Consider the following 13656-nt stretch of genomic DNA (forward strand, 5'->3'; position numbering starts at 1 on the left):
TGCCCGCATCAACCTCGCCGCCGACGGCCTGCTGGCCCAGAGCCAGGCCGCCGCGCAAGACGCGCTCACCTCGGCCGAACTCGCCGCCAGCGAAGCCGACCGTGCCCAAGCCTCGGCCGACCAAGGCGTGGCGGACACCACTGCCGTGCTCAACCAGGTGCAGTTCAGCGGCAACCAGATCCTGGTGGATGCTGAAGCCGTGTTGCAGCAGGTCATCGCCCGGCTGCTCGCGGTGGGGCTGCCTGACTCCCTGATTGGCGCACGCGGGATGCTGCTGAAGGTCAAGGTCGATGAATCCGGCTACGAGCTGGTCCACACCGCGGCTTTGCCTCGCTTCTATGGGTTCGCGCTTTCCAGCGACGGATCGGAGTTGCTGCTGACCGAGGGGCGGGATGCCAACTTCAATGCGCAAGACTTCCTGGCCTGGACCCTGGCCGAAGGGGTGACCTTTGCCCTCCATCAAAACGCCCTGGAGGTGCAACTGTGAACCTGGATATATCGGCGCTGGGCTACCGCTGGCGCGGCCTCTACTCGCCCTACCTGGGCTATCGGGATGGGGATGTGGTCTTCAAGGAAGGCGGCGCCTGGGTGATCCGCCACGGCCAGCCACAGCCCTTTGCGCTGGGCCAGCAGGATGCAACCCTCAAAGGCCACTTGCTCACCGGTGGGGTGTCGGTGGGTGGCATCGGCAGCATGGTGCTCCACACGAATGGCGCCAATGGGGTGGATGGTGTGGAATTCCGCTTCATGGCCGATCGCAACGGCACGGTGGCCACGGCGCTGATGAACACCGACCGCGCGGCGGCCGACCACCACAGTTCCAATTTCTTCATGGCCGCGCTCATGAACGACGGCTCGGTGCGTGCCTGGGGTCGGGCGCTCACCGGCCAGCAGGGCACCGGCAACACCGGTGACATCAGTCGCACCTTCCCCGCGCGGGTGGCATTTCCACCCGGCACGCCTCGCATCACGTCCATCACCTGCATGTGGGACGAGACTTTCTTTATCGATGCCAGTGGCGGCTTGTGGCACGCCGGGGCCAACAGCGACGGAGGCTCGCCCACGGCCACCGCCAATCCGGTGCCTCGACGCGTCAATGGGGTGGGCCAGTTGCCGGCCGCCGCCGTGGTCAAGCGGGTCTTCACCGGCCACGACTGGTACGGCTATCGCATGTTCGCTTGCCTGGATGACGCTGGACGCGTCTATGTCTGGGGCAACAACCGCTATGGCAGCCTGGGACTCGGGCACAGCACCACCGTCTCTACGCCCACGCTCGTGCCGTTTACGCTCGACACCCCGATCCGCGAGGTCTTTCTGTCGGGCGGCTTTCATGCTGCGAGCTACCTGGTGGACACCCAGGGTAAGTTGTGGGTGGCCGGCGAGGCGAACGCCTGTGGCTTTGGCAGCGACCAATCCGTCCACCGCCTCCTCATGCCCTGGGGCAGCGACAAGCGCGTCAAAAAAGTCTGCTGTTGCTGCTCGACGCGGGTCTCCACCCCACTGGCACGGTTAATCACGTTCACTTCCACATGGACTTGAGGTTTGGTGGCGACGGCGCCACCCAAGGCACGCAATTGCCCCGGCGTGAACACCGCCTCCCCCTGTCGGGCGATGATGGGTACTTCGCCCGACACCAGGCCGCCGGTGTGGAAGCGGCGCGCACCGGCAAACAGGGTGGCACTGACCTGACGCGATGGCAGGCCATCGCTACCGAGCAGGCCCCCGCTGTGCGCGATATTGGCGTTCACGCCCATCAGGTCACCGGAGCCCAAAGGCAGCGCGGCACTGGCCGCCGGCGCAAACAGGCTCATCGCAAAGTTCGCCAGCGGCAAGGTGATGGCGCGCTGGATCTGGATGCGGATCAGGTCGCTGATGATGGAATTGGCCAGGCTGTTGAAGTCCAGCTTGCCGGTCATCACAAACTGGGTGAGCGCATCCTCCATGGATTTGAAAGCGCCCGTCACGGCGCGTTCGGCCTGCTTGGCGGCGTTGGTGGCATCCTCGATATAGGTGCGCAAGGCCGCCTTGGCCCCGAACTCGGTGCTGCGCTGGTACTCGGCGTTGGCCCGAATGAGGTTCTCCACAATGGGGAGCTGACGCGCCAGGGCGTCGTTGATGGCCTCGACGGTCTGGGCACGCAGATCGGCGTCCTGGATCTGGCTGGCTTCCTTGCGCGCGGCAGTCGCAGACTTTTCGAGTTCGTTGCGGGCTTGCAGGACGGCACGCTCGCTCGCCGACAGATCCAGCATCTCGCGCTGCAGCTGCAAGGCCTCGATGCGCTGACGGTTGCCGCCGATCAGCCCTTCGGTGATCTTGCGGGCGGCCGCTTCTTCTTTTTCGTAGGCGTCGAAGGCCTGGTTGGCGGCTTTCTGCCGCTCGATGGCTTCGAGCACCTGGATGTACTGCTCGGCTTGCGCCGCCACCCCCTGGTAGCCCTTGGCCTCGATCTGCAAGGCACGCGCACGCAACTCAGCCGCTTCGCCTTCCTGAGTCCGCAAGAGCCGGGTGCGCAGCTGGTTGAGGAAGGCATCGCCCTCATCGGGTTTGGCGGCAGCGCTCGGCCTGGCAAAGGCGCCCAGATCCAGATTGGCGGGTGGCCGGGGCGCACGGGGCACGGTCGGCAGGAAGCGGTCGTAGATGGCCTGAACTTCGCGGGCCTGCGCTTCGGTGTCGAGCACGAACCGCTGGCCCATGACGCGCACTGTGCGGCGCTGCTCGTCAAAGAACTTGGCAACCCGGTCGGTATAGCCCGGGTTCTGGTTGATGTTGAAGAGCCGGTCGTTGGCAGCGCGCACATAGTCGTCGCGCGCCGTTTGCAACTTGGCGATTTCGGCATCAATCGCCTGTGCATCGAACCCATAGTTCTTGTAGAAGGTCAGCAGTTCAGTCTTGAACCAGGTCTCGATGTCCTTGCCCACCACCGACAGGCTGTCGAAAGGCTGGGCGATCACACGCTTCAAGAGCACCGCCGATTCGGCGATGAAGGCCAGGCCCGAGGCCACCGACTCCAGGAACGCGAGCGTGGCCTCCCGGTTGGAGGTGATGCGCTGCAGCTCGTTGCTGAAGCTGCCCGTTTCGGTCTGCGCCAGGATGACCTGTTCGGTGAAGTCGGCCAGGATTGGGATGACGGCGGCGCCGATCTGGCGCTGCACGCCTTCGAAGATGGCCGATAAGCGAGTCAGGTTGTCGTTGAAGACTTCCGAGGCGCGTGCCACGTCTTCGGACATCACCAGCCCCAAGCGCTGGGCTTCCTCCATCAGCGCGGTGATGCCCTCTCGCCCCTGGTTGAGGAAGGGGATCAGGTTGAGCCCTTCGCGGCCAAAGAGCTTGATGGCCAAGGCCGCCTTGTCTGCGCCGTCGGGCATGTCGGCGAATTTCTCGGCCAGATCCAGCAAGACCTGCTCGGTTGGCCGGATCTGCCCATGGGCGTCGGTGGCCGCCACACCCAGCGCCTGCAAGGCCTTGCTGCCTTCGGCGCCCTCGAAGCGACTGTCAAACAACGCGACAGACAGGCGCTGCAGCCCCTTGGTCAGTCCTTCTGTGCTGACGTCCGAGAGCTTGGCGGCGTAGTCGAGCGCCGTGAGCGCTTCAACCGAGACGCCGGTCTTTTGCGAGAGCTTGAAGAACTCATCGCCCACACGGGCCACGGGCATGACCAAGGCGGTGATGCCCACGCCCAAGGCGGCAATGCTGGCGCCCGCCATCAAACCGGCAGGGCCGAGTTTGCCCAGGACCGATCCGAGTACGCCAAGCCGGTCGGTGGCGGCCTGCAATTGGAACTTGGCATCGTTGGCTGCAGACGACAACAGTTTCAGACCACCAGAGGCTGGCGTGGCCGCCGCCTCGATTTTTTTGAGCGAGCGCTCCCCCTTTTCACCAATCTCGGACAGCTCGGCCTTGACCTTGCCGCCGTCGACCACGGACAGGCGTATGGAGAGGTTGCGTTCGGCCATGGGAAGAAGAAATCCGATATCGGGTGAATCGTGGGTCTATGTGTCTTGTTGCAATGTGCTCATCAGGCCCGCCTCGACTGCTGGAAAGAGATCGATTGCCGTCGCGCGATCGAGCCCCGTGCACTCGCAGGCCANACTCAGTCAGGAATGCGGGTTAATATATGCGCACATTTGAATGCGCATGGAGAATGCTATGCCAGCCACACAAACTACCCGCCGCGCACGCACAGGCCTGCCTGGCAAACGGGCCACCAATCTGAGTCTGAGCAGCGACGTGCTGGAAGCTGCAAAGGACCTTGAGATCAACATTTCTCAGGTCTGCGACAACTACCTGCGTGATCTCGTGCGGCGCGAGCAAGAGCGCAAATGGCGTGCAGATCACGCCGACTTCATCGCCGCCTACAACGCGACCGTTGACGCCGAGGGCTTGCCACTGGACGAATGGAGAAGCTTCTGATGGCGCGTTTTGATGTGTATGCCAATCCCGGCAGTCATGCCTCGACCACGCCCTACTTGCTGGATGTGCAGAGTGATCTGCTCGATGGCCTCGACACCCGCATGGTGGTTCCGTTGCGCAGCCTTAATGCATTCCCGAAGGTGAAACTGTCGACTCGGCTCACACCGGTGCTGACCATCCGGGGCGAAGAGTTACTAATGGAGACACCCAAGATGGGCGCAGTGCCTCAGCGAGTCCTGAAGAAACCGGTGACTTCGCTTTCCAGTGAACAGGCGCAAATCTCCGCAGCCCTGGATTTTCTGTTCCAAGGGTATTGACCCCACAGGCGCAACGGCATGACACCGCCGCATATCGCATGGATGGAAACGGCTCTCCAGGGCCTTGCTTTTTGGATCGGGCATCGGCGAGCGCTGTTTCGACATTACCCTCTCCCGGAAGGAGCTCTGGTCGCTGAAGCATGCAACCTCTTGCAGGCAAGCAAAACAGATGACCTCGTACTCAAACCAGAGTGCATGTACAAAAATCTCGTACCCACGGGTTGCTTACCCAAAGAGATTTCACGTCAGGCACGCGCTGATCTGGTGGTCTGTGATCTCGATGCGCGACAAGTTGATCGCAGTCAGAATGTTTCGGATCACGTCAGGTATGTTCTTGAGGTCAAGCGCGCTGATGCGCCAAAGCATCTGATCAACGAGGATTTGCGGCGTCTACAGAGCTTTTTGCGCGCATCGTCACCAGAAGTCCGTGCGTTCCTGCTCATTGCCAGCGAAGCGAACTCGCCCAAGATGTTTGTCAAAGACGGGAAGGCTATCCGGGGAAAAGTGCCAATTGATGGAAGCCCCGGCCATTTCATTGTGCGCCGAGCACTGAAGGCTTCCGGCAGTTTTTCTAGCAAAGCATCTGCGCACTATGTGTGTTTGGTAGAGGTATTCGCTCCCAACTGACGCCATTCTGGTCAGCCACGTTCTTCCAGGGTGTTCATCAGGCCCGCCTCGACCGCTGGAAACAGATCAATGGCTGTGGCCTTGTCCAGCCCCGTGCACTCGCAGGCCAGCATCCAGGCATTGAGATCCAGCCCCACCACGCGGCCCTGCGCCATGCGCAACTGGCTGGCACAGAGGTCAATCGCACTGGCGGCTTGCCAGCCTTCCAGGCTCTCGGGCGCGTTCATGGTNAGCATCCAGGCATTGAGATCGAGCCCCACCACGCGGCCCTGCGCCATGCGCAACTGGCTGGCACAGAGGTCAATCGCACTGGCGGCTTGCCAGCCTTCCAGGCTCTCGGGCGCGTTCATGGTGTACGGGCACTCGGGACAGGGTTCGGGGCAGGCGCTGCAATAGCTCGGCCCGCCACCGAAGTGCCATGCGGTGCGGGCCTTCAGACGTTTTTTTCTGAATCGAGGGCGTAGAGGCCGGCGAGGTATTCGCGTTCGAAGGCATCGGCCAGGAGCCAGTGCTCCATCAGCGCTGCCACACCCTCAGGCGTAACAGCAGCGGGTTTGCCCTTGTCGTCGGCCACACCTTCCCAAGCCAGCACAGCCAGCTTGGCCAGTTCGGTGATGAGCGTGGCGGTGCGCTCACCGGCCGCCGCGGTATCGGTGCCTGCGACTTTGGCGGCGGCATGGCGAGCGGCCATGACGAGTGCCGTGGTGGCCGGACGCACCTGCAGGCGCACGCCAGCAGCCAGCGTGATCCAGTGCGGTTCACGCGGGAGATTGAGTTTGATCATGAGAAACCTCGGTCAGGTGATCAGTAGGAAGAGACGTCGTTCACCAGCTCGACGGTGAACATGCGCGCCACGCTGGTGGCCTTGGCGGCTTGCCATTCGAAGGTGGCCTGGATGCCGCCGGGCCCGGAGATAGAGAGCTTGGGCTTGGGCAGATAGACCTCGTGCGCGATGAAGGTCAGCCTATGATCGGCATCGATCGCGTAGCCGAAGGTCAACTCCAGCGGTGTGTTGTTTGTGGCCGCATCGATCAGCGTGGTGTCGGCAAAGCGCACTTCCAGGTTGCCGGTAAGGCTGGCCACCGTGGGATCAGCCCCGTCGATCTTGCCGTCGGAACGGATGGTCTCGATGCGCTCCAGGTTGTTGGCATAGGTCAGCTGCGCCGAGACCACGTTTCCCAGCGCCTGGCCTTCACGCAGGATTTGTCCCTGGAACTGGTTGAAGCGCTGCAGCTCCAGGGTGCTCGGGGTGTCATCCAGCGTGGCGATCCGCCGCACTTCGCCTTGAGCCACCAGGCCCACCGTGGCATTTGCGGCTCCGGATCGGGCGAAACCGACCTGCAAGCTGTTGACCATGACACCCGAAGCGACGAACCAGGCCGGGATGTCCGGCAGACCCGTTTCCAGCGTGAGGCTGGGCAGGCTCGGTTTGCCGGAAGCAAAAGTGTGGGTGACCACGCCCGTGCCCACCGAGGTGGGCTCGCCCAGCAAGGCCTTGAGCCACAGGCCGATGTGTCGCACGTCCAGCGGCACGACCATGTCGCCTTCGACCTTGATCACGTCGCGGATCGGCGCACTCGGGTCGCGCCCGAGGCCAATCAGGTCATTGGCGATCAGGCCCTGTTCGGAGCCGAGTGAGGTGGAGACAAAGGGCAGCTGCCAGTAGCCATCTACCGGGGTGCTGCCATAGGTGGATTCGAACGCGGCCAAGAGGCTGGCGTTCGCGCCGTAGGCACGGGCCATAGGTTTTTCTCCTTGGGAAGTGGGTTCAGTTCAGTGGCCCGGCACTGCTGTAGTGCAGGACCACGGGCAGCAGGCAGGCCTTGATGCCGCTTGTGCCTTCGGGGGCCAGTTCATCGAACTTCGGCTGACCGATTTCGGCGTACTCGACGACACCGGCGAGCGTCCGGTCGGCTTCGATCAGGGCCGCCAGTTCGACCAGCAGACCGTCCATGCGTGAATCACGCGCAGCGGCATCCGGGTTGGCGACAAACAGTTCGATGGCCACCTGGTGCTGCCAGTGGTAAGTCAGTGGCGAGAGCGATACCTCGGGCTCGCCCATCTCGCCATCGCGCAGGATCGCCATGGCGTGGTCCGCGATGCGCTCGGGCAAGGCGGCGTTGCGTTTGACCATCGTGCCCAGTGACAACTGGCCGAGTACGGAGAACAAAGCACCGATGGCGTTTTCTCTTTGGCTCATGACGTTGCACCTTTGCGGTCGGCTTCATCGAAGCGGTTGGCAATGCGTTGGGCCAGCGTGCTGATCCAGCGACGCGCGCTGCGGTCGATGTCGAATTTCTTCTTCAGGGTCACTTGGGGCACCAGCAGGAACATCGGTACCGTGACCAGCCCTCGGCCAGTGGTCTGAGCCTTTTGTGAAGCGGCCGAGAAACCGCCGCGCTGGCCTTGACGGGCGCGCTGGTTTTCTGCGACGAGCAGCGACGGTTTGCCTCGACGGTAGATGAAGCGCAGGCGCTGGCCGCGCAGCTTTTCCCAAAGACCGGGGGTCATGCGTTTGCCGCGTGGGCCTTTGCCGGCAGCCGGCAGCGGAATCGCCAGCCAGAATCCATCCTTGGAACGGATGGTGGCCCCCTGATCATGGGCGCCGACGATGACGGGCGCCCGGCTATAGACCAGGCCTGCGGCCTTGATGCTCAGTTTGCCTTTGGGATAAACCTCGCCACGCCAGGTGTTGGCCAGGCGCTGGCCGAGGCCTGCACCGGTGATCTGGCTGCGCAGTTCGGTTTTGAGACCATCGGTGGCTTCACGGATGGAATGCGTGACCGCCTGCTCGGCTATGCGCACTTCGTCGGCGAGCATTTGGTCCAAGTCGCCAGACAGGGCAGCTTGCAATCTCATACCGGCGCTCCTGTGAGCGTCCAGATCAAGCGGTCCCGATCAGCCAGGGGGTCACCCACCACCTGATAGGTCTGGCCGGCAACGGTGAAACGATCGCCCTCGCGGGGAGATGCCACGTCACGAGCCATCACATCGAAGCGGTGGGCGGCCACCACCAGCCGGGTGTCGCCGAAGGACTCGACCACATCGGCCTGTTTGGCGATGAATCGCGTCGCGATCTCGCGACCATCGGCCAGCCGGTAGGTGCCGGGCACCCCCAGCCGGGCGAACAGGCGCAAGACCGCCCGCTCAAATGCAACTTGCATCGGATCAGGCGGTCAGCTTGATCAGCACGCCAGGGCGGTGGCACATCGGCAATGGATTGCTCTGCGTGTGCAGGTCAGTGCCACGGTCGAACTGGCGCGGCGCCTGCTTGGCGTACAGCGACTGGCCCAGCGTGTTGACCGTCTCGTTGAAGTCGGCCGGGGCAAAGTAGGTGCCAAAGGTATCGACCGTGCCGAGCGGAAAGGCATGGGCTTCGCCCGCAGCAATGAAGCGGCGGGTACCCAGATCCCCATTGGCCTGCAGGTAGGCGGCCTGGCCCCGATATTCCTCAAAGGTGACCCCGGCGTAGGTGAAGCCCGAACGCACGTCGTTGATCAGCACCGCACCCTGCTGCCAGTTGGTGTAGGCGGTCTTGACCTCCTTGTGGGTGGTCAGTGCCCGGAAGAATTCTGGTGAGCAAAGCACATGCACACCGGTCATGAATTCACCCTGCAGGGCGTCTTCGATCTTGGTCAGCAAGTCGTAGCAGTGGCCCTTGACCTCGCTGTTGGCATTGGCCAGATCAAAGTTCACCGACTGCGGCGTGATCTGGAATTCGGTGAACAGGTTGCTGATGACGCTGCCATCGGCGTCCAGGATCTCACCCTTCAATGCACCCATACGCAGATGCTCGAGCGTGATGGCGTGCTTGTTGCGCATGGTCTCCAGGTGACGAGCGAGCACGCCGGAGATGGCCTCCATCTCGGTCTCGGAGCCGAAGGCACGGATGCCCTGGACTTCTTCGGGCAGGACCACATCGTCGTGCGGGATGTGCGGAATGACGAAGGAGCGCAGTTTGCGTTTGCCACGTTCACCGACCGTGCCGGGCGAGCCAGGCGGCTTGGTGGGCAGCAGGTTGAGCTTACCGGCGTACTCCTCGACGATGATCTGACGGGTGCGCACCGGCTTGGCCGGGAACAGGTTCAAAGCCTCCAGGCGGCCATAGCGGTTGGGGATGAGGTTGATGGCGGCGGTGAGGCTGGCCATCGAGAATCCAGGGTTCAGAAACGGGTTGTTCATTCGAGGCTCCAGAAATGACGAAACCCGCGCAAGCCAGACGGCCAGGCGGGTTCGGGGATGAAAGACGGGCAGGTTTAGGACGTAGGTCAGGCGGATTCACGCACCAGCACACCGCGCTCGGCCAGCTGCTGCTCGTAGGCCATGCGCTGGGCGCCGGTGAGGGAAATCGGCCAGACCAGCGCGGTCTTGGCCACGATGGCGTGGCGGGCGATCAGGATGGCGTCGCTGCGGTCGGCATTGGTGGCATCGATCGCGTTGGCCAGCACCCCGATGGCGTCCTCAGTGCCGTCGGTGGCGGCGGGGTCGATGGCGTAGTGCTTGCCATCGCTGGCATTGCGGCCGAGTACCGTGCCCAAGGGCAGGTTCTGGCCAGCGGCGATGGTGGCGACGTCCCGCGAATAGCGGTTGGGGGCTTCGTACTTCAACAGGTCGCCGAGGTTGTTTTGTTCGGTGATGGGGGTCATGGTTCAGTCCTTTCTGGAAGGGGTGCGTCAGGCATGGGCCGTGAGCTTTTTGACGGCGGCCACGATGGGAGATGCCTCCGGGCGATCAAGGTTTTGCGTACCGGCGTCCACGGTGATGGTCGAGCGGATGTCATTGGCTTCGGAACGTGCCGCACGGGCGTCGATCAGTACGCGCCGGACATCGGCCTCGGTCTTGCCAGCCGCGATGAACTCTGCCGCGCGGTCGGGACAACCGGCCAGCAGGCAAACCTCGGCGATGGCCTGGGCTGCCTGGGTCACTTCGCGACGGGCTTCAGCGACCAGCACGGCAGCTTCGTCGGTGCTGATGGTGTCGGCGGTCTCGATCACTTTCTCTTCTTCATTCATGGTCATTTCCTTCTTCAAGGGTGCCGCCTCAGCACGGATGACGCCCCGCACCTGAGACGGCGGATGGTTACGGGCGTTGAGATACGAGTGGAATTCGCTGAGGGTGGCCTCCAACGTCTGGAGTCCATCGGCCAGTCCTTGGGCCACAGCATTGCTGCCGAAGAAGAGTCCAGCCTCGGTGGCGCGCACGGCATCAACGTCCAGGTCTCGCATCGCAGCCACGTGCTCGGTGAAGATGGAATACAGCCGATCCACTTCGCCTTGCAGCTCGCTCTTGGCGGTATCCGATAAGGGCTCGTGAGGCGAGTAGTCGTTCTTGTGGGCGCCCGCCGTGATGGCGGTGAACCGATAGCCGTCCTTGGCATCCTTGACCGATTGGTCGACATGCAAGGCGATGACGCCGATCGAGCCGACCCCACCGGTTTCGGTTACGAACAGGCGCTGGGCACTGGCGGCAATCGCATAGGCCGCTGAATACGCGGCATCGTTGGCCACCGCCCAGACGGGTTTCATGGCTGCCACCTCGCGCACACGGCGGGCCAACTCGAAACTGCCCGAGGCTTCGCCGCCCGGGGAGTCGATGTCGAGCAAGATGCCGCTGACATGGGGATCAGCCAAGGCAGCATCCAACATCGCGGCGATCTCGCCGTAGGACGTCAGGCCTGAGGCGGCTTCCATGCCCAGCGAGCGCTTGACCAGCGAGCCGTGGATCGGTATCACCGCAATCCCATCGGGAGCAGTGGCTGCGGGTGGCCGCTGGTACACGGCCATGTCCATGGTCGGCATCGTCGGAACATCGGTCATGCCGATGCGCTGGCCGACCACCGACAGGATCACGTCCAGCTTGGGTCGATGAATCAGCAGGGGCGTCCCGAACAGGCGGGAGGCAAGGTAAGTCATGGTTGTGTGTCCTGGTTGTTGGGTGACGCACCGCCAGACTCAGCAGTCTGTGATTCGTCAGTCTGTGGATCGCTTGGCTCTGTCGACACTGCAGCCAGCGCCTGGTCATGCCGGGCATCGGAGTCAAAGACCAAGCCCAGTGCATCGGCCCGGGCGTTATCGGCTGCGATCTCACGGTCCACGTCTTCGGCGTCGTAGCCGTTGCCGGAGATGGCCTCGGATCGGCTCATGAGGCCGGCACGAATAGCGAGCTTCATGGCGTTGTATTCCTTTTGCGGATCGACCCAGCTCCAGCCCTGTGGAATCCACTTGGCGGCTTGGTACTGCCGCTTCTCTTTTCGGTAACCAGGCAAGTCCAGTGCCCCTTCCAGCACTGCCTGGTCCATCCAGGCCCGCCAGATCGGGCGACACAGTTGGTGCACGATCACACCGTGCTGCAGGGCTTCACAGCGGCGGCGAAACTCCAGCAGGCCAGCACGAATGGAGGAGTAATTCACTTGCGTGAGGTCACCCGTGAGCATCTCGTAGGTGATACCCATGGCAGCGGCCACCGCGCGGAACTGCTGGCGCATGAATTCGGCGTAAGACGATCCAACATCAGCAGGCGCTGAGAACTTGATGTCCTCGCCCGGCTCCAGGATCTGCAGCGTGCCAGGCTCCATGCCCGCGAGCGCCACACCGTTGGCGTCCGCTGCCGACTCGCCCATCAGGTTGTCTTCGGGTGACATGCGGGTGATGAAGCCCGCAAACATGGCGGCCGTCTTCTTGCGAACCAACTCCGCATCGTCGTACTGGTCCAGCTCGTTGAGCTTCACGAGCGCCCGAGTGAGCCACGGCTCGCCCCGAATCTGGCCGGGACGCAGCGGGCGGAACAGGTGAATCACTTCACTGGCATCGACCCGCACCGTGTCCATTCCACCGCCGCCGGCATTGCTGGACATCGGTGCCAGCAGTCCATCGTTGGGGTGCGAGCGATACAGGTGATAAGCCACCCGGCGACCCAGCCGGTCGAACTCAATGCCGGAGCGGATGACGTTGCCACCGGGTAGATCGCGGTTCATGGTTGTTGGCAGGTGCTCTGCTTCCAGCACCTGGATCTGGAGCGCCACCGGCAGACCATCTTCTGTGCGGCGGTAACGCAGCCGGACCAGGGCTTCACCGCCTTCGAGCATGGCGCGAGTGGCCAGTGCCTGTAGGCCGTAGAGGTCGGTCAGCCCTGCTGCATCGGCCTGCTCGCACCAGTCCCACCAGAGGCTGTGGATGGCTTCTCGCGTAGCCTGGTCTTGCACCATGCTCTGCGGCTTGATGCCAGTACCGATCGCGTTGGCCACAAAGGCTTCGATGCCGGCGGCAGCCCAAGCGTTGCGCCGCACCAGGTCACGGCTCTTGGCGCGCAGTTCGTCTTGGGCCAGCGACAGGGCTGCTACGGCGCCTGGGTTGCTGGGCATCCAGGCCAGGGCGCGCCGCCCGCCGCCGGTGCCGTCATAGACCGGCGTGCCACCGAACATGCGGCGACGCAGACTTTTGAGCCAGGCCATCAGAGTGCCTTGCTCGTGGTGACACGGATCTGGCGCGATTTTGGTGCGCCGGATTCACGAGCCATGGTGGCTTCGACCTCTGCAATCGCAGCCTTCAGATCGGCCACGCTGCGGTACTCGATGCTTTTGCCTTCGTAGGTCACGCGGTGCTCGCCGCTGGCCAGGGCTTCACGCAGGGCCTGCAGGTGTTCTGGTGTGTAGGTCATGCTTATTTGTTCACTCAAGTCATCCATCGGCTGCGCACCACCCGGCGCGGGTTGGGTTTGGCACTGCCAGAAGTAACGAGGCCACCGTCGAACTGCTGTTCTCGGGTGGCCTCGGGGGTTGTGATTTGTTTGGCAACGACTGGTGGGTCGGAGCCGAGTTGTTTTTCGAGTTCTTGCCAGTGCCGGTCTTCGAACCGGTCCAGTCCTGCCGCCGCAGCCGCCGCCCGGGCGTAGACATAGCAGTCCAGCGCCTCATTGCGCTCGCGCATCTTTTGCCACTCGCGGTGGGCAAAGCCGTTGCGGTCGCGCCGGGTGATCAGCTGCTCGGCACAGAGTTGCTGCAAGTATTCGGCATCGACCTTGGGCAGGTGTACGAATCCGGCCGGGTAGATCGGCGTGATGCCGTCTTCGGCCACCTCGGCGCTCTTCCTCAGGTTGTTGTAGAACTCCAGCTTGGCAATGCCGCCAGCCACCGGGAACACCTTGATGCCCCGGCGCAGCTTCTTGCCATTGGCTGTGGCGTCCACCGCCGTGGGGGTGCCGATCAGCGCCGCACCTCCAGCAATGCCCTTGATCGGCATGAGCCGGGCATCGCGCACACCGCGCACGAAGGCATAGGCCTCCTGGGTGGCGTAGCCGGTGTCCA

General features: G+C 63.2%; 16 protein-coding genes and 1 pseudogene. 5 read left to right on the top strand and 12 right to left on the bottom strand.

What is annotated here, in order from left to right:
- Together HZS63_RS13425 and HZS63_RS14190 are read left to right on the top strand one after the other, a co-directional pair.
- Window positions 1–487: hypothetical protein (locus HZS63_RS13425; protein WP_180684502.1), on the top strand; the 487-nt coding region annotated here is incomplete at its 5' end.
- 683 nt (window positions 488–1170) lie between these two features.
- Window positions 1171–1317: pseudogene (locus HZS63_RS14190) on the top strand (RCC1-like domain-containing protein); the annotation flags it as partial.
- 23 nt (window positions 1318–1340) lie between these two features.
- On the opposite strand, the gene HZS63_RS14045 reads toward HZS63_RS14190, so the two are convergent.
- Entirely contained in the window at window positions 1341–3953 is a 2613-nt protein-coding gene (locus HZS63_RS14045) for a phage tail tape measure C-terminal domain-containing protein (RefSeq protein ID WP_246316391.1), read from the bottom strand.
- A gap of 193 nt (window positions 3954–4146) precedes the next feature.
- On the opposite strand from HZS63_RS14045, the gene HZS63_RS13435 reads away from it, so the two are divergent.
- From HZS63_RS13435 to HZS63_RS13445, 3 genes are read left to right on the top strand one after another with little or no spacing between them, the layout of a single operon-like run.
- Window positions 4147–4410 carry a type II toxin-antitoxin system CcdA family antitoxin gene (locus HZS63_RS13435; protein WP_180684504.1) on the top strand — a complete coding sequence of 88 codons (264 nt, stop codon included), beginning with the start codon at window positions 4147–4149 and terminating at the stop codon, window positions 4408–4410.
- On the top strand, window positions 4410–4727 hold the full coding sequence (locus tag HZS63_RS13440; RefSeq protein WP_180684505.1) for a CcdB family protein: 318 nt from the start codon (window positions 4410–4412) through the stop codon (window positions 4725–4727). The genes HZS63_RS13435 and HZS63_RS13440 overlap by 1 nt, the downstream gene beginning before the upstream one ends.
- 18 nt (window positions 4728–4745) lie before the next feature.
- The gene (locus tag HZS63_RS13445; RefSeq protein WP_180684506.1) at window positions 4746–5354 is read left to right on the top strand and encodes a hypothetical protein; all 609 of its coding nucleotides are present in this window, start codon (window positions 4746–4748) and stop codon (window positions 5352–5354) included.
- A gap of 433 nt (window positions 5355–5787) precedes the next feature.
- On the opposite strand, the gene HZS63_RS13455 is transcribed toward HZS63_RS13445, so the two are convergent.
- From HZS63_RS13455 to HZS63_RS13505, 11 genes are all read right to left on the bottom strand, one after another.
- Window positions 5788–6138 carry a hypothetical protein gene (locus HZS63_RS13455; protein WP_180684508.1) on the bottom strand — a complete coding sequence of 117 codons (351 nt, stop codon included), beginning with the start codon at window positions 6136–6138 and terminating at the stop codon, window positions 5788–5790.
- Window positions 6139–6158: 20 nt separating this feature from the next.
- Window positions 6159–7097, bottom strand: a complete 939-nt coding sequence (locus tag HZS63_RS13460; RefSeq protein ID WP_180684509.1) for a phage tail tube protein — start codon at window positions 7095–7097, stop codon at window positions 6159–6161.
- Between the two features lie 25 nt (window positions 7098–7122).
- The gene (locus HZS63_RS13465) at window positions 7123–7554 is read right to left on the bottom strand and encodes an acyl-CoA transferase (protein ID WP_180684510.1); all 432 of its coding nucleotides are present in this window, start codon (window positions 7552–7554) and stop codon (window positions 7123–7125) included.
- Window positions 7551–8213, bottom strand: coding sequence for a DUF6441 family protein (locus HZS63_RS13470; RefSeq protein ID WP_180684511.1), 663 nt, complete (start codon window positions 8211–8213; stop codon window positions 7551–7553). Before HZS63_RS13470 ends, HZS63_RS13465 begins: the two co-directional genes overlap by 4 nt.
- Window positions 8210–8518, bottom strand: a complete 309-nt coding sequence (locus tag HZS63_RS13475; RefSeq protein WP_180684512.1) for a head-tail joining protein — start codon at window positions 8516–8518, stop codon at window positions 8210–8212. Before HZS63_RS13475 ends, HZS63_RS13470 begins: the two co-directional genes overlap by 4 nt.
- Window positions 8519–8522: 4 nt before the next feature.
- A complete protein-coding gene (locus tag HZS63_RS13480; RefSeq protein ID WP_011886384.1) occupies window positions 8523–9536 on the bottom strand; it encodes a major capsid protein in 1014 nt (337 codons plus the stop codon).
- Between the two features lie 86 nt (window positions 9537–9622).
- Window positions 9623–10000: a head decoration protein gene (locus HZS63_RS13485; protein ID WP_180684513.1), complete on the bottom strand. Its 378-nt coding sequence runs from the start codon at window positions 9998–10000 to the stop codon at window positions 9623–9625.
- A gap of 27 nt (window positions 10001–10027) precedes the next feature.
- The gene (locus HZS63_RS13490) at window positions 10028–11266 is read right to left on the bottom strand and encodes a S49 family peptidase (protein WP_180684514.1); all 1239 of its coding nucleotides are present in this window, start codon (window positions 11264–11266) and stop codon (window positions 10028–10030) included.
- On the bottom strand, window positions 11263–12804 hold the full coding sequence (locus HZS63_RS13495) for a phage portal protein (protein WP_180684515.1): 1542 nt from the start codon (window positions 12802–12804) through the stop codon (window positions 11263–11265). Before HZS63_RS13495 ends, HZS63_RS13490 begins: the two co-directional genes overlap by 4 nt.
- Window positions 12804–13010 carry a phage head-tail joining protein gene (locus tag HZS63_RS13500; protein ID WP_180684516.1) on the bottom strand — a complete coding sequence of 69 codons (207 nt, stop codon included), beginning with the start codon at window positions 13008–13010 and terminating at the stop codon, window positions 12804–12806. Before HZS63_RS13500 ends, HZS63_RS13495 begins: the two co-directional genes overlap by 1 nt.
- Before the next feature lie 14 nt (window positions 13011–13024).
- Window positions 13025–13656 (bottom strand): terminase gpA endonuclease subunit (locus tag HZS63_RS13505; protein WP_180684517.1); only part of this gene is annotated, 632 nt, incomplete at its 5' end.

It is taken from the genome of Tepidicella baoligensis, assembly GCF_013432195.1.
In the GTDB taxonomy this organism is placed as follows: Bacteria; Pseudomonadota; Gammaproteobacteria; order Burkholderiales; family Burkholderiaceae_C; genus Tepidicella; species Tepidicella baoligensis.